17 protein-coding genes are annotated in these 22,545 nt (G+C 59.5%); 9 read left to right on the top strand and 8 right to left on the bottom strand.

The window, feature by feature from the left end:
- Nucleotides 1–203: 203 nt before the first annotated feature.
- Complete coding sequence (locus M1E17_RS10070; RefSeq protein ID WP_457967065.1) at nt 204–1,730, bottom strand: DUF3604 domain-containing protein; 1,527 nt, start codon at nt 1,728–1,730, stop codon at nt 204–206.
- 194 nt (nt 1,731–1,924) lie between these two features.
- On the opposite strand from M1E17_RS10070, the gene M1E17_RS10065 reads away from it, so the two are divergent.
- Entirely contained in the window at nt 1,925–3,331 is a 1,407-nt protein-coding gene (locus M1E17_RS10065) for a sulfatase-like hydrolase/transferase (RefSeq protein ID WP_457967063.1), read from the top strand.
- A gap of 31 nt (nt 3,332–3,362) precedes the next feature.
- On the opposite strand, the gene M1E17_RS10060 is transcribed toward M1E17_RS10065, so the two are convergent.
- From M1E17_RS10060 to M1E17_RS10035, 6 genes are all read right to left on the bottom strand, one after another.
- Complete coding sequence (locus M1E17_RS10060; RefSeq protein ID WP_457967061.1) at nt 3,363–4,667, bottom strand: sulfatase family protein; 1,305 nt, start codon at nt 4,665–4,667, stop codon at nt 3,363–3,365.
- 7 nt (nt 4,668–4,674) lie between these two features.
- A complete protein-coding gene (locus M1E17_RS10055) occupies nt 4,675–5,559 on the bottom strand; it encodes a carbohydrate ABC transporter permease (RefSeq protein WP_457967060.1) in 885 nt (294 codons plus the stop codon).
- Complete coding sequence (locus M1E17_RS10050) at nt 5,552–6,511, bottom strand: carbohydrate ABC transporter permease (RefSeq protein ID WP_457967058.1); 960 nt, start codon at nt 6,509–6,511, stop codon at nt 5,552–5,554. Before M1E17_RS10050 ends, M1E17_RS10055 begins: the two co-directional genes overlap by 8 nt.
- Entirely contained in the window at nt 6,508–7,788 is a 1,281-nt protein-coding gene (locus M1E17_RS10045; RefSeq protein ID WP_457967056.1) for an extracellular solute-binding protein, read from the bottom strand. The genes M1E17_RS10050 and M1E17_RS10045 overlap by 4 nt, the downstream gene beginning before the upstream one ends.
- Nucleotides 7,789–7,919: 131 nt before the next feature.
- Nucleotides 7,920–9,431 carry a sulfatase family protein gene (locus M1E17_RS10040; protein ID WP_457967055.1) on the bottom strand — a complete coding sequence of 504 codons (1,512 nt, stop codon included), beginning with the start codon at nt 9,429–9,431 and terminating at the stop codon, nt 7,920–7,922.
- A complete protein-coding gene (locus M1E17_RS10035) occupies nt 9,428–10,864 on the bottom strand; it encodes a sulfatase-like hydrolase/transferase (protein ID WP_457967053.1) in 1,437 nt (478 codons plus the stop codon). The genes M1E17_RS10040 and M1E17_RS10035 overlap by 4 nt, the downstream gene beginning before the upstream one ends.
- A 53-nt stretch (nt 10,865–10,917) precedes the next feature.
- Here M1E17_RS10035 and M1E17_RS10030 point away from each other — a divergent pair, with 53 nt between their 5' ends.
- The 6 genes from M1E17_RS10030 (at nt 10,918) to M1E17_RS10005 (ending at nt 20,906) form a co-directional block, all read left to right on the top strand.
- Nucleotides 10,918–11,829, top strand: coding sequence for a LysR family transcriptional regulator (locus tag M1E17_RS10030; RefSeq protein ID WP_457967051.1), 912 nt, complete (start codon nt 10,918–10,920; stop codon nt 11,827–11,829).
- Between the two features lie 83 nt (nt 11,830–11,912).
- A complete protein-coding gene (locus tag M1E17_RS10025; RefSeq protein ID WP_457967049.1) occupies nt 11,913–13,712 on the top strand; it encodes a sulfatase-like hydrolase/transferase in 1,800 nt (599 codons plus the stop codon).
- Between the two features lie 242 nt (nt 13,713–13,954).
- Complete coding sequence (locus M1E17_RS10020; RefSeq protein ID WP_457967688.1) at nt 13,955–14,860, top strand: formylglycine-generating enzyme family protein; 906 nt, start codon at nt 13,955–13,957, stop codon at nt 14,858–14,860.
- A gap of 1,076 nt (nt 14,861–15,936) precedes the next feature.
- Nucleotides 15,937–17,139, top strand: a complete 1,203-nt coding sequence (locus M1E17_RS10015; protein ID WP_457967048.1) for an IS110 family RNA-guided transposase — start codon at nt 15,937–15,939, stop codon at nt 17,137–17,139.
- A gap of 1,179 nt (nt 17,140–18,318) precedes the next feature.
- On the top strand, nt 18,319–20,085 hold the full coding sequence (locus tag M1E17_RS10010; protein WP_457967047.1) for an FAD-binding protein: 1,767 nt from the start codon (nt 18,319–18,321) through the stop codon (nt 20,083–20,085).
- 2 nt (nt 20,086–20,087) lie between these two features.
- Entirely contained in the window at nt 20,088–20,906 is an 819-nt protein-coding gene (locus M1E17_RS10005; RefSeq protein ID WP_457967045.1) for a coniferyl-alcohol dehydrogenase, read from the top strand.
- 114 nt (nt 20,907–21,020) lie between these two features.
- Here M1E17_RS10005 and M1E17_RS10000 read toward each other — a convergent pair whose 3' ends face one another.
- The gene (locus tag M1E17_RS10000; RefSeq protein WP_457967044.1) at nt 21,021–21,200 is read right to left on the bottom strand and encodes a hypothetical protein; all 180 of its coding nucleotides are present in this window, start codon (nt 21,198–21,200) and stop codon (nt 21,021–21,023) included.
- Between the two features lie 42 nt (nt 21,201–21,242).
- Here M1E17_RS10000 and M1E17_RS09995 point away from each other — a divergent pair, with 42 nt between their 5' ends.
- Entirely contained in the window at nt 21,243–21,614 is a 372-nt protein-coding gene (locus tag M1E17_RS09995) for a hypothetical protein (RefSeq protein ID WP_457967042.1), read from the top strand.
- 78 nt (nt 21,615–21,692) lie between these two features.
- Nucleotides 21,693–22,544, top strand: a complete 852-nt coding sequence (locus M1E17_RS09990) for an alpha/beta fold hydrolase (RefSeq protein ID WP_457967040.1) — start codon at nt 21,693–21,695, stop codon at nt 22,542–22,544.
- Nucleotide 22,545: the final 1 nt, after the last annotated feature.

The following is a 22,545-nucleotide window of genomic DNA, read 5'->3' as shown; positions in this document are numbered from 1 at the left end:
ATGCGATGTTCCACGAAAGTGGGACAAGACGGGGAGATCCGCAAACAAAGTGCTCACCGACCAAGCCGCCGCGAAGCAGCGGATCGGCATTCATATGAGGCGGGGAGGCTGCGGAATACTTTTGCATCATCCTCTTCCGATATACCGGACCATGTGGCGATCGCGCTGGTTGAGCGGGGGATTAGTATCTTTCCATGTGTATGTCATTGCCCGGTAGCACTGACCCACGTTGGGGAGCTCCACGCGTACTGATCGTTGTGTTGCCGGACCCTTACGTAGTACCAGTCATGAGGGCCTCCTGATCCGGAGTCCAGGAGCTCGAGGGGCACGTGGCGACTGCTCAGAGGCGACGCGCGGTGCATGAGCATGGCTCCGGAAAGAAAGCCTCCTTTATATGCGGCCCGGGAGCCCTGCAGTAGCTCGGCGACTGAGTGCTTCATCTCGACTCCGTTGAACCTCCCGACCAGTACGGTGTCGTCATCGCCCGTCACATGCAGTGCAAGCTGCTGGGTCGCGTCGGTCATGACCGTTGGATTGCCTCTCGTTTCGGTCGAGAAGACTATTCGGTGCTCGTCTATTTGCCGCCATGCGGAAAAGCTGAACCTGCCTTCAATTGAGTCGCTCGGTGCCACGATGTCATTGCCGTGAAGACGTGGCTCCACGGCCGTGATGCGGCCGCCCAAGACTTCGAGTTCGACATCCCATGCATCCCTGACTCCGACTTCTCCCCATCCGACGCTCACCGAGAGCACTCCATCAAAATGTGACTCCTTCACTTCCTGCGGCGACGTTCGCGCAATTACTTCCCCGTTGCGGACCAGCTCCACGTAATCAATGGAGTATCCGGCGACCACATCTATTGCGATTTCCCTTTGACTGCTGCTCAGGATCTCCGCACCCATGGGCGAACCGTTAACACTGGTAGCCAGGATGATGCGGTCTCCGGTAATTGCGTACGTCCGCCTGGCCCGTATGGCATTCCAAATGCCATCTCGTGTGAGCTCGTCTGCCCAGACCATCGCCCTTCCATAACCGTGGCTTCCCGGGTGGGCACTATGATGGTCGGTCGAACCAAGAAAGCCGAAAGTGTGCCCAAGTTTAAGGCCATGGTGCGCGGTGCTGCGCGAATCCCTTGGGCCCATGGTGTGCAAATATGGCCTTGGCGCCAAGTCGGATTCCCCGCACCCGTGCATGGAAAGAATCTCCACCACGGGGGAAAACTCCTCGGTGTATGTCTCCCAATTGATTCCGCGCCGGCCGGACTGATAGCCGATGTGGTGAGGGATCGCCAAGGCGTCCAGCCCGTTCCTCTTTATTTTCCTCAGCTCATCGCGGAGCTGCTCCAAGCTGCCGGCGGCGGAGGGAGACAGCGGACCCCGCCCTGCTCTGTAGTAAATACAGTGGTCGCCGTACTTCATGCTGTGCCACTCGAAGGAGAGCAGTGTGACGAATTCGCCGTCGTCGTGAACGTCCTCGGTAACGTCCTGGACGTGATCCCATTCGTCCCGGAGGTGTGCGAATCCCCTGCTGTGGTAGTCGCGCACATGGGAGGGATGGTCAGGCATATCGTGCCAGCTGGCGTGTCCGGTGACGCTTGCGAAGTCAAGCTGCAGGCGCGCGTTCCGGTATGCATCTTCGATGGTTCCGTGGCCATAGCTGATGTCACAGTGATTGTGAATGTCTCCCGCGTAAGCCAACTTTCCGGCATAGGCCTCCAGCGAAGACCCCAATCGCAATAGCGCCATAGTCTGCTCCTAGGTTGGATCAGGAGTGCGGCCAAAAGGGTTACTCCAAAAACGATACTCGCGTCCATATATGACAAGGCCAGAAGCCAGTGTGCTTAGCCCTCCCGGGCCTCTTCCCGGACCCTTCACGCCGGAGCTACACTCCCAAACAGGGCTGAGCGCTTGTTTGGAGGGGCCCAATGGCTGGAAGACCCAATATCTTGTTCATTCTGAGTGACGATCAGGGCCCGTGGGCGATGGGTTCCTCAGGCAATGCTGAGATACTCACTCCGCATCTGGACTTACTTGCCGAACATGGTGCCCGTTTGGAGAATTTTTTCTGTTCCTCGCCCGTCTGCTCGCCGGCCCGGGCGACCCTGCTCACTGGCGGCGTCCCATCGGGGCACGGGGTGCACGATTTTTTGGTGGGCCACGAAGCAGGCGAAGAGGGAATCGATTTTCTTGAGGGACAGCGCCTTTTCACTGGCGCCCTCGTGGATGACGGATATACCGTTGGACTGGTCGGAAAATGGCATCTTGGTGCCAGTGACCGGCCCCGGGAGGGGTTTAGCCACTGGTTCGCCTTGGAAGGGGGCAGCAGCGATTATCACAACGCCACCGTGTATAGAGGATCAGCCAAGGAAACTCCCACGTCCTATCTCACTGACGTCTTCGCTGACGAGGCAATCGCGTTTCTCGAGGAAGGTGCCAGCAACCCGCGCCCCTTCTTTTTGTCCCTTAATTTCACCGCCCCGCACAAGCCGTGGACGGGTCAGCACCCGGAGCGCTTTGAGCGGATGTACGAGGATTGTGCCTTCGAGTCCTGTCCCGAGGAAAAGCCACACCCCTGGCTTGCAACTAAGAATGGCATGCCAATTGCTGGTGAAGCCGACCTCAGGTCCGCCCTCATAGGATATTTTGCAGCAGTCAGCGCCATGGATCACGCGATTGGCCGGGTCCTGAACCGCCTGCAGGAACTGGGCCTGACTGAAAACACACTCGTGGTGTTCTCAAGCGATAACGGGTTCAATTGTGGCCACCATGGCGTCTGGGGAAAGGGCAACGGAACCTTTCCCTTGAACATGTACGACTCCTCGGTAAAGGTCCCGGCGATCTTCTCCTTCCCGGGCAAGATCCCGGCAGGACAGGTCGTGGATGACCTGCTTTCAGGCTATGACATGGCCGCGACTCTATTGGACCTGGCCGGTATTGGGCCATACGAGTTCGAGCAAGGGCCAGGCAGGAGCTTCGCCAGCGTGCTTCTAGGCCGTGGTCTCCATGCCGAGCAGCGGCCCGTAGTGGTGTTTGACGAATATGGACCGGTGCGCATGATTCGAACCCGTGAATGGAAGTACGTGCACAGGTATCCCCTCGGTCCACACGAGCTCTACAATCTTCAGTCCGATCCCGGTGAGAAGAGGAACGAGTTCAGCAATCCCATGAACTCAGCCCTCGTCGCTGATCTGAGCAGGCAGCTCCATTCATGGTTTTCGCTTCACGCAACGGCAAAGCGCGACGGCAGCTTCCTCCCAGTCTCTGGCGGCGGGCAATCAGGGATGGTCACAGAGGATCCCTTGAATGCGTTTATTCCCCGGCAAATCTCATAGTCCTGGCCTCTGAGATCACCTTCTCCTTAGATCACCTCCTATGGGGTGCCGGCGGTTCATCCACGTCCGCCTCCAACAGCGGATCGGATGTTTCCTGCATGAATTGAGCCAAGTGGTCCGCGAGCCGATCCTTCAGCTCGGCGTGCTCCGGCGATTGGGCGACGTTGGTCAGCTCCCATGGGTCGCTTCCCAAGAGATAAAGCTCCTCTTTTGGCCGGGGCCCAAGGTGCGCGTTTCCCATTCCGGCCCTCGTTTCGCTGTTCTCCAAGTCGGCTGGAAGAGGAAGCAGCGGTCCATCCAGGAAATTGCGGATGTACTTTGCGTCCTGTGTGCGAATGGCCCGGATGGGGTCGTACCTGTCGTGATACGTCTTCTCGAAAAAGAGCTCCCTCCTCTCGTTGCCTTCAGGTCCTATACCCCGCAGCAACGGGGCCAAGCTTCTGCCCGCGACCTCCTGCTCTGTTGGTCCCCCAGCCAGCTCGACAAGTGTTGGGGCGATATCCAAGTGGCTCACTAGAGCCTGGATCCGGGTGGGAGGGACACTCCATTGAGGCGGCGGACGAACAAACAGGGTCACTTTGACGCCTGAATCGTAGAGGGTGCTCTTTGCCCTCGGAAATGCCGCACCGTGATCGGTAGTAAAGATGACGAGGGTGTTGCCCGCATCCGGACTGGCATCTAGGGCTGCCAGGATCAGAGCAAATGCTTCGTCCATCTGTCGGATCGCGCCATAGAACCCTGCAATGTCGGCACGGGTATAGCCGTTATCAGGCAGGTACGGCGGCACGTCTACAGTATCGGGATCAGCAGGCACGTAGTCCTCTAGAGGCCATGGCCGGTGAACTTCCCACATCCCAATAGTGGCGAAGTAGGGGCTGCTGTTCCGGTTGTGCGAGAGCCACCTTTGTACCAGCCGGGCGATTTCCATAGCCCGTGGAATGAAACCAAGACCCAGGACCTCGTCAAAGCCAAGCACCCGCGCGTCGAAATCTTCGTGTTGCAGGCCGATCAGCGTCGTATGGTAGCCAAGCGGTGACAGCATCTCCGGCAGTGTCTTGACCCCTGGCGCGTATTGCCATCCCTGGTGCGTCAGCCCCATCAAGCCATTCTGGTGCGGCATTTGACCAGTAAAGAGGGATGAACGCGCAGGCGTGCACAACGGAGCAGTCGCAAATGCTGCATCGAAAACCAGCGACTCTTCCGCAAAGGCCCGTAAGCGGCTGTCTGGAACTGCCCTGTACCCATAAGTGCTTAGCCAATCCCCAAGGTCGTGGCAATGGATGAGCACAATGTTGGGTTGCCCTTGAGCTTGCGCATGTGCGCCAGGTACTGACATGGAACCCCTATCCCTTCACGGCGCCGCCGGTGAGACCGGCCACGATCTGCCGGTTAGCCACGATGGCGAGCAGAATAATGGGAACGGCGGTGACAACTCCCACAGCGGCCATTGCGCCGAACTTTATTTCCTGGGGTTGGATCAGCGCCGCGATGCCTACTGTGATGGGAGCCTGTGAACCACCGGTGGTGAAGACCAGGCCGAAGAGGAACTCGTTCCAGACCTGGATAGCCGTGAAGATCGCCACCGCGGCGATCCCAGGTGCCGCGAGAGGCAACATAACCGTCCGGAAGGCGCCGAATTCACTTGCCCCATCGATAGCCGCCGATTCGCGAAGTTCACCAGGGATGGTGTCGAAGTAGAACTTCGTCATGATCGTGGCGAACGGGAGATTGAACACGGTATTGAGCAGGATAAGCCCACCAAGGCTGTTAACGAGACCGTAGTTGGTCAGCGTCGCATAAAGCCCCGGGACCAGAGTCATCGGAGGGATAACCTGGAGCAGGGCGGAGACCGAAAGCACCGTTACAACAACCCGGTTGGACCATCTCAACTGGCTCAGACTGTAGCCGGCAAGCGCGCTGACGACCAGTGTGATCGCGGTCGCTGAAACGACGAGCAGAATACTGTTGATGACCTGCTGACCGAAAACCGCGCGGGGATCAAAAATCTCCGCGAAGCTATCAATGGCGAATTCAGCGCCCCAGCCCATGGAGATGATAACCCGTGGTTTCTGGAGTGAAATAAAGATCATCCAGATCAGTGGAACGATGGTGATAATGGCCGCTCCGATAACGATCAGGCGGGCGATCCAGTGGCCGCCGCCCTGTTTTGAAGCTCCAGTTCGCTGCCGAGCTTCGGTTCCGGGGGAAACAGTGCGGACTTCAGCCACGGGACAACCTCCTGATAAGTGTCCGGGAAACGAACACGAGGATGAGTACCAGCAGGACCAGCAGCACCACCGTGACGCTCAGGGCAGCCCCGTAGCCGTATTCAAAGGCGTCAAAGAACACGGAGCGCAGGTAGATCGAGATGACGGTCGTGGCTGTACCTGGCCCGCCAAAAGTGAGGAGGTACATCTCATCGAAGACCTTCACACCCATGATGATCCGGATTGCGGCAGCGCCAAGGATGGCCGGTGCCAGGAGAGGCAGGACGACAAACCGCACCCGCTGCATATAGCTGGCGCCGTCCACGCTGGCTGCCTCAAGCACCTCTGTATCAAGACCCCGCAGCGCCGTATAGACGAACAGAAAAACTATCGGCGTCCAGTGCCACACGTCGACCACGATGACGCTGGCCATCGCGCCAAAGTTGTCACCCAACCAGGCCTGGGGACTTATTCCAAAGCTGATCAGTATGCGGTTCAGCAGTCCGATCTGGGGACTGAGGATGAGCAGCCAGATAACACTGATGACAACAGGGGCAATGATGGCAGGCCAGATTATGACATTCTGGGCCAACTGTTGCCCTCGGACGAGACGCTCCGTTGCCAAGGCCAGTAGAACGCCCAGCACCAGCGTGAGGACAACCGTGGAGGTGATGAAAACAGCAGAATTCCATAGTGAAATACCGAACACTCTGTCCGACATCATCTCCGTGAAGTTGTCGAAACCAACTGGCCTCCACAGGAAGTTACCTGCAACCAGTCTGACCCTTCCGAAGGCCATCCAGACGAGCTGCCCGACCGGAAATGCAACCAGTACCAGGAAGAAGAGCAGGAGGGGAAGGACAGCCAGGTATTTAAACCAGGGGAACGGCTTCCGCCGATGTTCACGTTGTCCAGGGGGCCGGCCCACATCCCGTCCTCCGGAAGTGGAACCGGCCCTGATCGTGGTGCTCATTTCAGGAAGCCTGCCTTTTCGACGACCTCGGTGAGACGGTCCTGCATGGTAGAGATTGAATCTTCCAGATTCTTTGTTCCTGCGAGGTACTCGCCAATGGCCGGATCAGTAACGTCAAGCAGGGCCGGCGTGAACGGATACCGCAGACCGCCGCGGATGTCTTCCTCCGATTCGATGAGGACTTTTAGTTCGGGCCGTTGGCTGGTGACGTCCGCACGCGTCGTCACGCCGCCGTACCCCTCCCACTTCTGCATGGTGTCTTTGCTGGTGAGCCAGGTCAGGAACTCATAGGCGGCAGCAGAACGGTTCTCCGGTAGTCCCGTCGGGACACCCATGGTCCACGTGCCGCTGACTGGTGTGCCGCCCGGCAACTTGGCGTAACTGATCTTGCCAGCAACCCGGGAGGCAGCCGGGTTCTCAATCGGAACGGCATTCGCTGTCACGAGGGATGTTTGCAGAACATCGCCGCTTTGCATGAGGGAAATCGCTTCGGCCTGGGCAATGGTTTGCGGGGCTGCCGGCCCGATGTCGGCCAACTCCTTGAACTTCGTCAAGGCTTGCCTGAATTCCCGTGAGTCAATGGCTGGCTTCCAGTTGCCGCCGGCCTCATCTTCGAACCACTTACCGCCATAGGAGTAGAGCAATGCACTGAAGTCGTATGAGGGCGTCTTGCCTCGCACAACGTAGCCGCTACCCACAGCACCTGCAGCCTTAGCTGCGTTACCATTGGCAACCACTTCATCCCATGTTGTCGGGACCTTGAGACCGAGCTGTTGGTAAAGGTCGGTTCGATACATGAATTCGTGAATGTTGCCGTTGATAGGCAGGGAATAAGGGGCTCCGTCCAAAGTGGTCGTGCGGGCGTCCGTATTCCACCGCCCTATTCCATCAAATTCGATAAGGTTCTCGTCCCATTCGAAGTCTGAGTTCACCTCTTCGAGCGGCTGCACCCACTCGTTGTCGTAGAACTGCCCGACCCACTGTTCGTTGATCAGGAATAGATCGAAGGCGTTCGACCCGCTTTGGGCGGCGTTCGCCTCTTGAGTCAGCAGCCCGTCGAACGGAAATGAGGTGAGGTTTATTTTGATGCCTTTTTCATTCTCGTAATCGGCGATGATCTTCTTGTAACCGTCCAACCATGGCGCTTCGACGGCCGGCAAGTTAAGTTCTGTCACCTCTTCATCTGTCGTCCCGCCCCCGGGCGAGCATCCAGTGACGAGAGCCAGCGCAGCGGTGGCCGCGACGAGCCTTCTCGCGTTGGCCGTTGACGTTTTCATTGGATTCTCCTTTGGATCGTCAATACTTCTCGCTCAGCCGGAGGTTCCGGAACTCACCGGGCGAGCATCTGATCTGAATTCAAACCTTGGACTCTTGCTGTGTCAGTTGAGGGTCGATTGTTGTCTCCTTCTCAGGTTGGCTTCTGAGCAGGAAAAAACTCGGTCAACTTAACGTCCAACGGCAACCCGTTGTCCGCTTCGACGATGCCGGCGAGGGCTGAATAGAGATCAGTTACGACGTTTAAGTGCTCGTTCCAGACATTCGTCGTTTCGTAAGGGTCCAGTGCCATGTCGTACAGTTGTCCGACTGGATGCTCCCGGCTGAGATTCTCGCCCCTGGGCTCTGACAGTCCTCCCCCGGACCCCGTGGCGAAAATTGCTTTCCACCGACCGCGAACGATTGAGAACGCCCCACCCATGCTGTGCAGAACGAGGGGCCGCTCCTCACCAGCGGCGGCGTCAAGCAGGGCACCTGAGCGGTCGGCGCCGTCGGGCGCCGCGGCGTCGGGCAACTCCAGGTCCAGGAGAGCAGCAATGCTGGGCAAGAGATCGATGAGCCCAATGGCCGAGTGGCTGACTGTTCCAGGAACGATGGTTCCTGGCCAGCGGGCTACGAAGGGCTCACGGTGACCGCCGTCCCAGACGTCGCCTTTTTGCCCCCGCCATGGACCATTGGCCCGGTGCTCCGTGGTATCCCCGTCGTCCGGGAAGATAGTCGGGGCTCCATTGTCACTGGTGAATATAAAGAGGGTGTTATCAAAAAGCCCGTCCTCGCGGAGGGCGTGCGCCAGTTCTCCAACCATCCAGTCAACGAACACCACAGAATCTCCCCGTGCCCCGGCCTGCGAGGACCCTTTAAGGAATGCCGGAGGGACCTGGGGCCGGTGCGGGGCGGAAGGCGAGAAATACAGGAAGAAGGGATTGTTCTTGTCCAGACGGTGGATGAAGCGGACCGCTTCCGCCGTGAAACGGAGGTCCACTTCCCGTTCGTCCCAATCATCGGATTCAAAGCCAGGCCGCTGACTGGGCAGGAAGCGCCGCTTCTTCCGCCTCGGAACCCCGACGGTGCGGTCCTGCTCCAAGAAGGCATAAGGCGGCATGTTGAGGGAACCGGCAATGCCGAAGAACCGATCGAAACCCAGATCAAGTGGACCGCCGACGAACGGCTTGGAGTAATCAATATCGACTCCGGAGTCCACATCCATGTCCCGGTGCTTTACCAGCGGATCCCCCAGCTGATATTCGAGCGGATCCTTTCCATTGAAGGCGTCCCACGTGCTGCCGTCGAGGTGCTTCCATCCCAGTCCCAAGTGCCATTTACCGATCGCCGCAGTAGCGTACCCTGCGGCTTTCAGGACTGATGCGAAGGTGGCCCTGAAGGGCTCAATCAGGGCAGGGCCATGACCCATGAGCACGCCTTGCTTAAGGGGGCTGCGCCAACTGTACCGCCCTGTCAGGAGTGCATACCGGCTAGGAGTGCAAACCGCCGATGCTGCATGGGCGTCAGTCAGCCTGATCCCCTCAGCCGCAAGTGAATCTATGTTCGGCGTCGTGATCCTGGTTGCTCCATAGCAGCTGACATCCCCCCAGCCAAGATCATCGGCCAGGACGAGGACGATGTTGGGTCTGGTCGAACGGTTCATGGGTATCTCCTCTCCCTCCCTTCGCGCAGGGCTGGCCGAGACATGTTCCGCTCCGCCTCCACGGACTCGAACCAACGGCTCAGGTCTGCTTCCATTCGAGACACGACGGAGGGATGCTGGTCCGCGACGTCCTGCCGTTCCTCCTGGTCGTCGCTGATGTTGAATAGTTCGATGGGGGCTGCCTCTGGCATCGCATGAACAGGTGGCGTCCATTTGACAGGTTCCGGGTACCGCTCGGGGTGGACCTTGATGTCAGCGTCGGTTCTCTCATCTTCTGGATCCAGATCCAGTGTTCCGGCGAGGGCTGGGTGAACCAGTTTCCAGGGCCCATCCCGCATCGCCGCATTCGAGGCAAGCATCGGCAGGTAGCGGGTCCACTGCCAGAACCGGGGCCCCGAGTCTACGTTTGAACCGGCAAACACTGGGCGTAGATCCTGACCATCGATCGGCATGTGGCCAGGATTTTTTGCTCCCGCTACTCCCAGCAGGGTTGGATACCAGTCAGTGAAATGGGCGAATTGGCTTGTGCTGCCCACAGAGACGCCGGAAGGCCAATGCAGAATAAGCGGAAGCCGGATTCCGCCGTCGTACACGTATTGCTTTGACCCTGCCAGGCTGGCATTGAATCGTGCGGCCGAGAGGGTGCCTTCACCGCCATGATCCGGTCCGTTATCGCTGGTGAACAGCAGTAAGGTGTTCTCGGAAATGCCGGCGTCAACCAACGCCTGCCGTATTCGTCCGACCCCCCTGTCCATCACCTCGATCATGGCGTAAATGGTGGCGACCACATCGGTCCGGTCAGCTGACTGGTGCCGTCTGATGAGTTCCTTTGGGGCTTGGAACGGAAAGTGGGGGGCGTTAAAGGCAACGTGAAGGAAAAACGGCTCTCCGGCATGGCGCCGGATGAACTCCACCGATTCGTCGGCAAGGACGTCAGTGAGGTATCTGCCGTCTGAACGTGCGCGTCCTCCCTGCACTTCGAGGGTCCATTGCCAGTAGTCCTGCCATCCCCCACGGAAACCAACGAATTCATCAAAACCTCGCTGGCGGGGGGCATAATCGTCACCGATTGCCCCGGTATGCCACTTGCCCACAAGTCCCGTTCGATAACCGCCGGCACGAAGCGCATCAGCGAGGGTTACTTCCGCTAGGGAAAGCCTGTCCGTCCCCCGCGCCTCGAGTGTGTCAATGACTCCTGTCCGCTGCGGATATCGGCCAGTAAGGAGCGCCGCACGGGCAGGGGCACAAACAGGGGAAGCCGAGTAATGCTGAGTGAAGACGAGCGATTCAGAAGCCAACTCATCGAGTGCCGGCGTCGAGGTCAGTTGACTATTCAAAAACCCAAAGTCGCCATAGCCCATGTCATCGGCCAGGATGAGGACGATGTTGGGGAGTGAAAGCTGCTCCCGGGCCCGCATGATTAATTCAAACACCGGCGATCTTGCAGAACAAGACGGTCAATCTACTCTTCCGATAAGCTTTACTTATGCAGCTGCGGCAGCTGGAAATCTTTAGCGTCTTGGCGGATGAGCTCCACTTCGGAAGAGCTGCCGCCCGCTTGCGAATATCCCAGTCAGCGCTGAGCCAGCAGCTGCAAAAACTGGAGGCGTCCCTTGGTGCCCAGCTGGTGTTCCGCAGTAGCCGGGACATCAGCCTCACGGAAGCCGGCACCCTGTTTCTGGAACCAGCCAGACAAACCCTGGCAACAGCGGACAGGGCACAGCTACTCCTCCAGGACCATAAGGCAGGACGTACAGGTCGAATTGTCATCGGTTCTCTGGGGGCAGGTCTGAACGGACCGCTCCCTGAGATTATCCGGAAATTCCGCAGCAGGTCACCGGCGAGCATAATTGAGCTAAAGCATTTCCGCGATAGTGCATCCCAGGAACATGCCATCCTCACAGGTGCACTCGATGCCGGGATTCTGAGGCGCGTTGTGAACGACCGGTCAATCCGGGCGGTGAAGCTCCTGGATGAATCCTTCGTTGTATTCTTCCCAAACCAACATCGGCTGGCGGACCGCCGCATGGTGTCCCTCTCAGAGTTGACGGAAGAAAACTACGTCATCTGGCACCGGCACTTTGGTTCATCGTTTTACGACCTGATCATAGGTGCCTGCCATGAGCACGGCTTTCAGCCGAACATAGAGGGCTTGGGCGATACCCTGGAAGCACAGTTGGCGCTCGTTGCCGCAGGCGTGGGGATATGTATCCAGTCCGAGTCCCATGCCTCCATCACCCGTTTGGGGGTAACCTCGGTCCCTCTGGACCCTCGTGATCTTGGCGCTGCCCTCTGGTTCGGCTACCGTCGCTGGCAGGACTCCCCCGTCGTCGCCAAACTGATCGAAGTCATCGACGAGTGCAGCAGCCGGCTGAACTCCACCCATCCAACGCCTTGAGCCTGCCCCTTGAGCACTGCGATGATTCGAGGTATTGCTGAGACCAGAAATCTCATTTGGCAGGCGAATCACGGAGGACGAGGATGCGCGCCATAGTTGTCATGTTCGACAGCTTGAACCGGGAATATCTTCCCGCTTACAACGCTGAGACTCCCGTCACCACGCCTAATTTTGCACGGCTGGCAGACCGGACTGTCACCATGGAAACGTCCTATGCGGGCAGCATGCCGTGTATGCCGGCAAGGAGGGAGCTCCATACCGGCCGGTACAACTTCCTGCATCGCGGGTGGGGGCCAATGGAACCTTTTGATGACTCTGTTCCCGAGATGCTAAGGACTGCGGGTGTACACACCCACCTCGCAACGGACCACATGCATTACTGGGAGGACGGCGGTGCTACTTACCACACACGTTACTCGACCTACTCCCTGATCCGCGGACAGCAGGGAGACCCCTGGAAAGGCGAGGTCGCTGATCCGCCTCCGGCGAACGATCTGCGTGTCAACCGGCTGGGCACGTGGCGGCAGGACCAGATCAACCGCAAGTACATGGCCGAACTCGGGGCCCACCCCCAAGTCCGTACCTTTGACGCCGCAGAGGAGTTCATTCGTACCAACCATTTCCAGGACCGATGGATGATCCAAGTAGAAACATTCGACCCCCATGAGCCGTTTTTCAGCACGCCGGACTTGAACGGGAAGTACGATGACCCCTCCTATGCCGGGCCCCAGTACGAATGGCCTGAATACATGGAAGACATCGAAGACGATGCGACGCGTGCACATGTCCGTGCCCGGTACTCGGCGCTGATTGGGCTATGCGACCAGTCGTTGGGCCGGGTCCTGGACCTGATGGATGAGTATTCGATGTGGGAGGACACGCTGCTTATTGTCTGCACCGACCACGGGTTTTTCCTGGGCGAACATGGATGGTGGGGCAAGAGCGTGCAGCCATGGTACGAGGAAGTCATCCATACCCCACTATTCATCTGGGATCCTCGATCCGGCATGGCAGGCTCCCGCCACGACGGCCTCGTCCAGACGATTGACATAGCACCCACGCTCCTGGAACATTTTGGCCTCCAGCCGACGGCGGACATGCAGGGTATCTCGCTGCCTCCGGTTTTACGGAATGAAAGGCCAGCCCACGATTTTGTGCTGTTCGGTGCTTTCGGCGGACAAGTCAATATCACGGACGGAAGGTACGTCTACATGCGTACATGCACCACTCCGGACAATTCGCCGCTTTTCGAACACACCCTCATGCCCACCCACATGCGTGGCTTCTTCACCTTGGAGGAGCTCTCAGGGGCCGAACTCGTAGAACCATTTACCTTCACCAAGGATGTACCCGTGCTGCGCTCCGCCGCTGCAACACTGGGAAACCCCCGATCACTGGGCACACTCCTGTTTGACCTCCAGACAGACCCCGGGCAAGAGAATCCGCTCTTGGACGAAGACCTGGAGATGCGGATGTGTAACGCCCTCGTGGATCTTCTGAAACGCAGCGATTCCCCCCGCAGCCAGTTCGAGCGACTGGACCTTCCTGAAGAAGGATCAGTGGGAAAAGAGCATTTAGCTTGCGCCAGGCAAAAACCGGAATCGACCTTTTTGCCGCCCGGTCACTTCCCCTCCGGAATGCCAAGTGTTCACACACCCCTTGCAGACCTGCTCGCCGACCCGAGAGCCCACTCCATTCTGGAACGACACTTGGACCACAAACTCCTCACGGGGCTCTTTCCTCGGATCTCCGGTCCAGTGTCCCTCTACCGTGCCACCCTCGCGCTCCGGGGAAGGATCAGCTGGCCAGCCCTGGAACAGGTGGCCAACGACCTGACATCGTCTGCATCCCCAGGAGACAAGCCGAAACAATCCAGCCTCTAGCACAAGAGACAACGCGACCCAGCAACTTCACCCTTGCCGTCCCTTGCCTGACATAAACTGAAAAAAGCAGAAGAACCGACGCCGATCTCTCCCGAGGTCTCAGATCGACTTGTATTCGGCAAGATTCACGCCAATGCGATGGAGGCGAGATGGACCTAACGCCAAACCACCATTCCTCAAGTGATTCACCATCGAGCCATAGCAACAGCTGCTGCCTACCATCCCGGGAACCAGTTATGGCGATGCGACAGCCCAGCACAGTAGGCCAGAAACACCCTCTGGAGGGCTCAAAGCATCAGGAAGTCGCCCTCCCAGGTGGCCGCTTCACCATGGGTGATGCCTTTGGGGAGGGCTATTCTTCCGATGGGGAGACTCCGCTGCATGACGTGCGGCTGGACCCTTTCCGCATTGATGCAGCTACTGTAACGAACAGCATTTTCGCTGCTTTCATCGCGGAAACCGGCTACCGGACCGATGCAGAACAGTACGGAACTTCCGCTGTGTTCCACAGCCTCGTCCGGGCCCATCCCCGCGACATCCTCGGTGCCGCTGCCGGCGCGCCCTGGTGGCTGAACGTGCGGGGTGCCGACTGGGCCCATCCAGCAGGCCCTTCATCCAACTGGGAAGACATCGCCGACCACCCGGTGGTCCACGTATCCCATCATGATGCCCTTACCTACTGCACCTGGGCCGGGCGCCGGCTGCCCACCGAGGCCGAGTGGGAGTATGCAGCCAGAGGAGGGGTAGAGGGAATGCGATACCCCTGGGGGAACGACCTTACGCCCGGCGGCGAGCACCGTTGCAATATCTGGCAAGGGACCTTCCCGAAAATCAACACGCGCGACGACGGGCATTCGGGCACCGCCCCGGTAAAGTCCTTCCGGCCAAACGGGTACGGGCTGTACCAGATGGCCGGTAACGTCTGGGAATGGTGCGGCGACTGGTTCTTGCCAAAGTACTACCGCAACTCACCCTCGGATAACCCACACGGGCCAAGCATCGGGGCTGGACGCGTCATGCGAGGCGGCTCTTATCTGTGCCACGATACCTACTGCAACCGCTACCGCGTCGCTGCCCGAACCTCCAACACACCGGAGTCCTCCTCGGGTAACTGCGGCTTCCGTACTGTTGCAGCGATCGCAGTGTGAACCACAAGCAACACTCACTGCTACGAGGCCTCCCGAAACGCCTCTCATCTGCGACAACACTGGGTCGCTAGTGGTCTCCGGTCCCACACACCTCCAGTCCCTGCCGCTCGTTCGCACGTCGTCACTCAAGTGCTACTGCCCTCGACGTCGTCCTGCGAGCATCCACGCGGGGCTGCCGGGGTTGAAAGTTGCGGGTCATGTCTGAAGCGTCGGCGCGGAGCATGAACGGAGGACATCAGAAAGGGATGAGGAGCGGAAAAGGGGCTCACGATAGGGCCAACTGACGCAGCCGACCAACCTAACGAGGCGAAGGCGATAGATCCTCGCCGTGTCATGCAGAACGTTTGGACGCGTGGACTGGATATCACCCGCAAGGACCAAAGCGCCGGTCCACGGACATGCGTGTACAGGGTGTGGACATTGTCCAACCCTTTGGCCGAACAAAGGCGCCGTGATCTTACTCTGCTTGGCTCGCAGGAAGCAGCGAACCAAGGAAGATGCTGAAAGACAATCTGCCTCGGTCATGTCGTCAATACAGCCCTTACCCATGAATGAGTGATGGCCAACAAGGGCCGTCAGAACAAGCCAGAAAGGAGGACGGATAACCCCACACCGCAGCAAGCGCAGGGCCCGCACCCGGGATACCTGAGCCGCCACCCATACAACTGCACAGGCCACCAGGACGCAGCCAACTCCTGCACCAGCGTCAGAGGGACGCCACCACAAGCTTTGTACACACGTTAAAAGCAAAAACCCCTCTGACGAGGGGTAATGCGTGCCCGAGGTGGGACTCGAACCGCATTCCAACCCTTGCAAACGGTAATACTGGAATTGGTCTTGAACCGGTGTGACTCCCTTGCAAACTGACGTGCCTGCGGGTGCCGTCTTCCCTGTGATCTGTCCATCGGTTCAAGTTCCGCTATAAGCGCGTTGAGCCAGGCGGACATGACTTCATAGGAGCCTGATTCGACCAGTCCCATTACCGTTTTGTCTGCCCACCTGGCCCACGTGCCCGTCAACTAATCATTGATACCTCAGGGGCAGCATCCATTTTGGCAAGAGAACTACTAAACATCTTGGTCGGCGTCGACACCCATGCCGATACTCACCACGTCGCCATCATCAACGAGTACGGCAAACCTCTGGCCGATCAGGAGTTCCTTGCTGTGGGCTCCGGATACCGCAAAATCCTGGACTTCATCGCCAGGCATGGAACAGTTGCCGCGGTAGGGGTCGAAGGAACCGGCTCATACGGCGCCGGGCTGTCCAAGGTGCTCCGCAGCGAAGGGCTAACTGTCCTGGAGGTCAACCGCCCAAACCGGGCTCAGCGTCGCCTGAAAGGAAAATCCGACCCCCTGGATGCCTACCAGGCAGCCCAGTCAGTACTGGCTCAACGAGGCCTCTCGACCCCGAAAGCCAAAGACGGACCCGTCAAATGCCTGCGGATCCTACGTAACGCTCGTTCTTCGGCAATGAAAGCCCGCACGGCAGCAATCAATCAGATCAAGGCTCTCCTCGTGTCGGCACCGGACGCTCTCCGGGCGAAATACAGGGGCATGGCCACTCCCGCCATAATCAGCGCCCTTCAGCGAAGCAGGCCCTCAGGCCATGTGGCCGACCCGGAAAACATGACGCTGCTGACCTTGAAAACCCTGGCCACCCGCTACCAGGCCTTGGCCGAAGAAATCACCGCAGCCGATACTGCCCTGCAAGAAATCCTCGATTCCTATGCGCCCTTCCTCTGCGACCTCCCAGGCGTAGGACCAGACGTTGCCAGCCAGCTCCTCATCACCGTAGGAGACAACCGGGAACGGATCGGAAACGAAGCCCAGTTCGCGGCACTCGCAGGGGTAGCACCCATCCCGGCATCGTCAGGAAAAACGACCCGCCACCGGCTCAGCCGAGGCGGTGACCGCAACGCAAACCGTGCCCTGCATCAAGTAGTGCTGACCCGCATGTCTTCATGTCCACGGACAAAAAACTATGTCAGTAAACGCACCACCGAAGGAAAAAACAAGCCAGAGATCATGCGTTGCCTCAAACGCTACGTATCCCGTCAAATATACCGACAGATACTCAACCCTGTACCGGCACCAGACATCACCGACCTACGACAGAAACGCAAAAGCCTTGGGCTAACCGTCAACGCGGTCGCCGGCGAACTCAACCAATGGCCCTCCATTATCTCCCGCCTCGAACGCGGCATCCTCCGCAACGACGACCTCGCAACAAGCTACCGGAAATGGCTCGCCGAGCAAGCGGCTCCAAAAACGAATTGACAACCCTAGGAGCATCACTGGGAACTCCCGAAAACATACCGAATCCGAGCCAGTCCGGCCGATGTAAAGCCCAGTACGAAGCCCAACGTGTGGACAATGTGCACACATTCTTTGCCAAGTTCCTGGATCCGACCGAACAGATCGAACGCGGCATCCAACTGCTGCGGGCGGATCTGGCAACGGATCTGCTCAAGCGGTTGCAGGAGCGCCACCCGGATTTTCTAAGGAGCGGTGTGAAAATTACTGCAAGCGATGGGCTACGGCGGAGCCGAAACCGCGGGCGGCGTATCGGCGGACTCCAGCGACGGCGGTGTGGACGGTGTCATCGACTAGGACACGTTGGGCCCTGGACGTCGCCGTCGGCCGCGAAGCGATCCAGTCTTTCGTCGGGGCGCTGCCGGCTCTGGGGCAACCCCCGGGGTGATCCGTTACGGAGTAAGCGTCAAGATCACTAAGACCTACACCGTCGCCGAAATCGACCAGGACTTCTTCGAATAAAACCCTGCTGAGTAAGTCGCTGCAACGTCCAAATGCATCAACGACATGGGAACTATTGCTGTACCTGGAAGCCACCTAGAACGAATAGCCCGGCAGACCGACAAACGCCGAGAACAGCGAAGGTAGTAGTAGCAGTAGATATTTCGGATGTTACAACGAACCTTTGGTTCGGATTTCAAGAGGCCAATGCTCGTTATAGCCACCACCAGCGAAACATGACCGGCAGCGCGAATCTCTGCAATGTCCCATGCTGACGGGCTCCTCACGTGCGGTTGCAACGACAAGCAACCCCCCCCCCGCGGGAGTGGACTTCCCACCGCTTTTGGTACTGAGGGGTTCCCAACCCGTTATTGGTTTGCGACGAACCTCGACTGCTTGACCGTGTTCCCATTTCCGCCTAGTGTGTTCATAAAGGACGCAAGTGAGCGGTATCTGCACGAGCTCGTAGCAGATTCCTCTAGTCGCTCAGAAACTCCGTCTTTTCTGACAATGGAGTGGAGAGTACATATGCCAGTTGCTGACAATGTAGCGGCGCACTGCGACATTGATACTTTCTGCGGCCAGACCGTAATGTGCCCGCAGCCTGCACAGCGCAGCACCCCTCAAGGACAAGCAGGGAACTCGCACACCGATGCGCCTCACACACCAGTACGAGAATAACGAGACCCGAGGAGGGCAGGCATGAATGATGCCCAGGCGCAAGAGTTCGACCGAGTCGTGGACACCCTTGTGGTGGGGAGCGGGGCAGGCGGGATGACTGCCGCGCTGGCCTCGAAGTCCCGAGGACTCGAAACACTTCTTATCGAAAAGGCGTCGCGGTTCGGTGGTTCGAGCGCACTGTCCGGCGGAGGACTGTGGATTCCAGGTGCACCCCCACAGATGCGCGAGGGGCACGAGATCGATCTCGACGAGGTATTTGAGTATCTCAAGCTGCTCACCGAGGGCTTGGTCTCAGACGAGCGGCTTCGCGCCTACGTCGACGAGGGCCCCAAGATGATGCGGTTTCTCGAGGAGCTCAGCCCTCAGATGCAATTCATCTGGAAGGCCGGATACCCAGATTACTACCCCGAACTCCGCGGCGGATCCACGGCAGGCAGCGTGATCAACGTGCCAGCGATTGACCTTCGGGAGTTGGGCGCCGACATCGACGCGCTTCTTCCCCCTCTCGCGCTCGCGCCCCGTGGCATGTGGATCGGTCCCAGCGAGCTTCGCGAGTTCTACCGCCTGCGCCAGTCGTGGAAGGCGAAGGCACTCTTCGTCAAACTCGTCTGGCGGATGGTGCGCGCCCGGCTCACCGGCGAACGGATCGTGACAGTTGGCCAGTCACTGATGGCGCGGCTTTGGCTAACGGCCAGGCAACACGAGCTTGAAATCTGGCTCGAATCCCCCATGATCTCGCTTATCACCGAGACGGACGGAAGGGTCATCGGTGCACGCGTCGTGCGGCACGGTGAGGAGCTCCGGGTAGGCGCCCGGGGCGGCGTCATTCTCGCCACCGGTGGATTCGACCACGACGCCGAACTGCGACGCCTGCATCAACCGTTCGCGGAGAAGGAATACAGTCTAGGTGCGCGCACCAATACCGGCGACGGCATCCGCGCCGGCGTCGAGGCTGGTGCAGCGACAACCCTGATGGAAGAGGCGTGGTGGTATCCTGCCGTGGCCTGGCCAACCGGCGGCGTGCAATTCAGCCTCAATGAGCGAATGATGCCGAGCCAGTTCATCGTGAACGGCGACGGCGAGCGCTATATCAACGAGGCCGCGCCTTACTCCGAGTTCGGGCAGGCGATGATACGCGGCCAGGCCGGGAGCACCCCCCACATTCCGTCATGGCTCATCACTGACATGGACTCCTGGCACAAGTACGTCATCTTCGGCCACCTCCCCGTGCCCAAGATCCCCCTTGCGCCCGTGCCCACCGGGTGGAAGATACCGAAGGCCTGGCTGAAGTCCGGCGTGGTCTTCACGGGGGACACCTGGCAGGACATTGCTAACCAGATTGGCGTTCCAGCCACCAACCTTGCCGAGACGGCACGCCGCTACAATGAGATTGCGCGTACCGGCGCTGACACCGATTTTCACCGCGGTGCCAGTGCTTACGACCACTACTACGGCGATGTCACACTCCCGAACCCGAACCTCGCTCCTCTGGGGAATGGCCCCTACATCGCGTTCCGGCTCATCCTCGCTGACCTAGGCACCAATGGCGGCGTCAACACAGACGAGGCCGCTCGCGTGCTGCGGGCCGACGGATCGCCGATCACCGGACTGTACGCGACGGGGAACACCTCGGCCGCGGTCATGGGCCGCAGCTACGCCGGCGCGGGGGCAACCCTAGGTCCCGCTATGACGTTCGGATACATCGCCGCACAGGACATTGCAAAACGAACCAGCGCGCGTGGTGCCCACGCCCCCCAACCCGCCACTGCAGTAGCCGGAGAGGAATGAGCATGACCACAACTCGAGATGCCAATTGGTTCGAAGGACGCCGAGCCGTCGTCACGGGATGCGCCTCCGGCATCGGCCATGCGACTGCGGTGCAATTGAAGGAACGTGGTGCCTTCGTGATCGGGATGGACATCCAGCCCTGCACCGAATTCGACGAGTTCCACCGGATTGACCTCGGCGACTCGCAGTCGATCCGCGACGTGGCCGAGGCCATCGACGCTCCGATCGACGCGCTCATCAACGTGGCCGGAGTCTCGTCCGGATTCGGTGGCCCACTCACGGTCGTGGGAATAAACTTCATTGGTACCCGGGAACTCACCGAGGCACTCATGCCGCAGCTGCTGCCGGGGTCAGCAATCGTAAACACCTCCTCGCTGGCGGCGAAGGAATACCGCTCGAGGACCTCGGTCACCGCGGAACTCCTTGCGACCGCCACCAGAGACGAGGCGCTCGCCTGGTGCGCGGCGCACCCGGAGCAGGTCGAGCTTGGCTACAGCCTCTCCAAGGAGGCAATAATCCTGTATACCGCAGCGCAGGCCGTGCGCCTCGCCGCACGTGGGGTGCGAATCAACTGCATCGCTCCTGGAGTCACGCAGACGCCGATTCTTCACGACACGATTTCCCGCCTTGGCGAGGACTACCTCAACGCGATCCCGAAACCACTCGGCAGGCTCTCAACCCCGGATGAGCAGGCCTCGGTACTGCTGTTCCTCGCCAGTGACGCGGCCAGCTACATCACCGGGTCGACGATCTGGACTGACGGCGGCTACACAGCAGGAGAAGAAACCGGAACCCTGCAGGCATTCGTCGCCCAACGCTGACACCGGCTCGTCCGAGAATCCCACCGCCCCACGAGAACGGCTGCAGCACAAGCTGCCGGCCGAAATGGAGTGAAATCATAACGAGATTGAACTGTACTCCTGCGGATACTCGGTCTACGACGCCGGCCGGGAGCCCATCTCCTGGCGCTTCGAGGATCTGGCACCGGGAATGTTCTGGACCGGCGATCCGATCGAGACAAAACCGGAAAGCCGAGGACGCGTCACCACCCCCTCGGCAGGGCTGCGCGCATAGCCGCGGACCAGCTCCACAGACGCCGCGTGGGAGATTCCCACGTTCGGCCCAATTAATCACCACGCTAAGCAAAAGGAGCAGCAATGCCAACATCCGTCTACGTCGTCCTCACTAATTCTGTCGAGGGAAGCGACCAAGAGTTCAACGACTGGTACACCAAGCAACACCTCGCGGATGTGACGAACGTGCCGGGCTACGTCCGGGCCAGGCGGTATAAACTCGCCGACGCGCAGTTCCTCGGGCCGCAGACCGACTTCAAGTACCTGGCGATCTACGAGGTCGAGGGCGAGACGCAGGACGCTGTCGATGCGATGGCGAACGCGATCAAGGACGGTATGTACCTCTCGCCGGCCTTGGCCGAGACCCTGCACTCCACGTTTTACGAGCCGCTCACCGATTGGGTGGCCGCGCCGAGCATGTCGGGACGCGCAAGCACCGACGCTCTCGCGAACTAGAGCATCGGTCATCAGCTCGTGCTCACCGTGCATGCGGTGAGCACGAGCTCGCCCAAACAGTAGGGAAAGGAGATAGGCGTGGCATCCAGCGCAGCATCCATGTCCGCGTTCATGCGGGCGCATCAACGCGAGACGACGATCGACGGAGCGAGGACGAACTACTTCGAGGCAGGATCCGGGACGCCCGTCGTGCTGCTTCACGGGGGCGAGTTCGGGGGGAGCGCAGAGCTCGCATGGGAAGACCTTATCGCTCCCCTCTCCCGGGACTTCCGCGTTCTGGCGCCCGACATGCTTGGCTTCGGGCACTCCGAGAAGGCGGTCAGTTTCGTCGACGGCCGCGGCTTCAGAACCCGGCACCTTGCCCGGTTCTGTGAGCACCTCGGCGTGGAATCGGCGCACTTCGTAGGTAATTCGATGGGTGCGATCCTGCTGCTCACCGACGGAATCGGCGAAGCCCCACGGCTTCCCGCCCGAACGATCACCGCCATCTGTGGGGGCGGCGAGATCCAGAAGAACGAGCACATGAGCGCCCTCATCGAATACGACGGCTCGTTCGAGGCGATGCGTGCCCTCGTACGTGCGCTGTTCCACTCGACCGCCTACGGCGACGACGACGCTTACGTATACCGCCGTCACGGAATGAGTCTTCTCCCTGGCGCATGGGAGTCCGTCGCGTCCGCGCGTTTTCGGCGCCCGCTCCAGGATGACACCACGATTGCCCCTGCGAAGCCGGTATTCGCCAACCTGCCCGTTCCGGCGCTCTTCATCGAGGGGCGAGACGACAAGCTACTTCCCGGAGGCTGGGCTGCCGCCATCGCCGCGCAGACACACGATGCCCGCTCGCTGGTGATTGATCAAGCGGGCCACTGTCCCCAAATCGAACAACCGGACGCCGTCCTCGGAGCACTCCGAGATTTTTTACTGAACTGAG

The sequence above is a fragment of the Arthrobacter sp. D1-29 genome (assembly GCF_054130585.1).
This window is presented reverse-complemented; position numbering and strand designations above follow the sequence as displayed.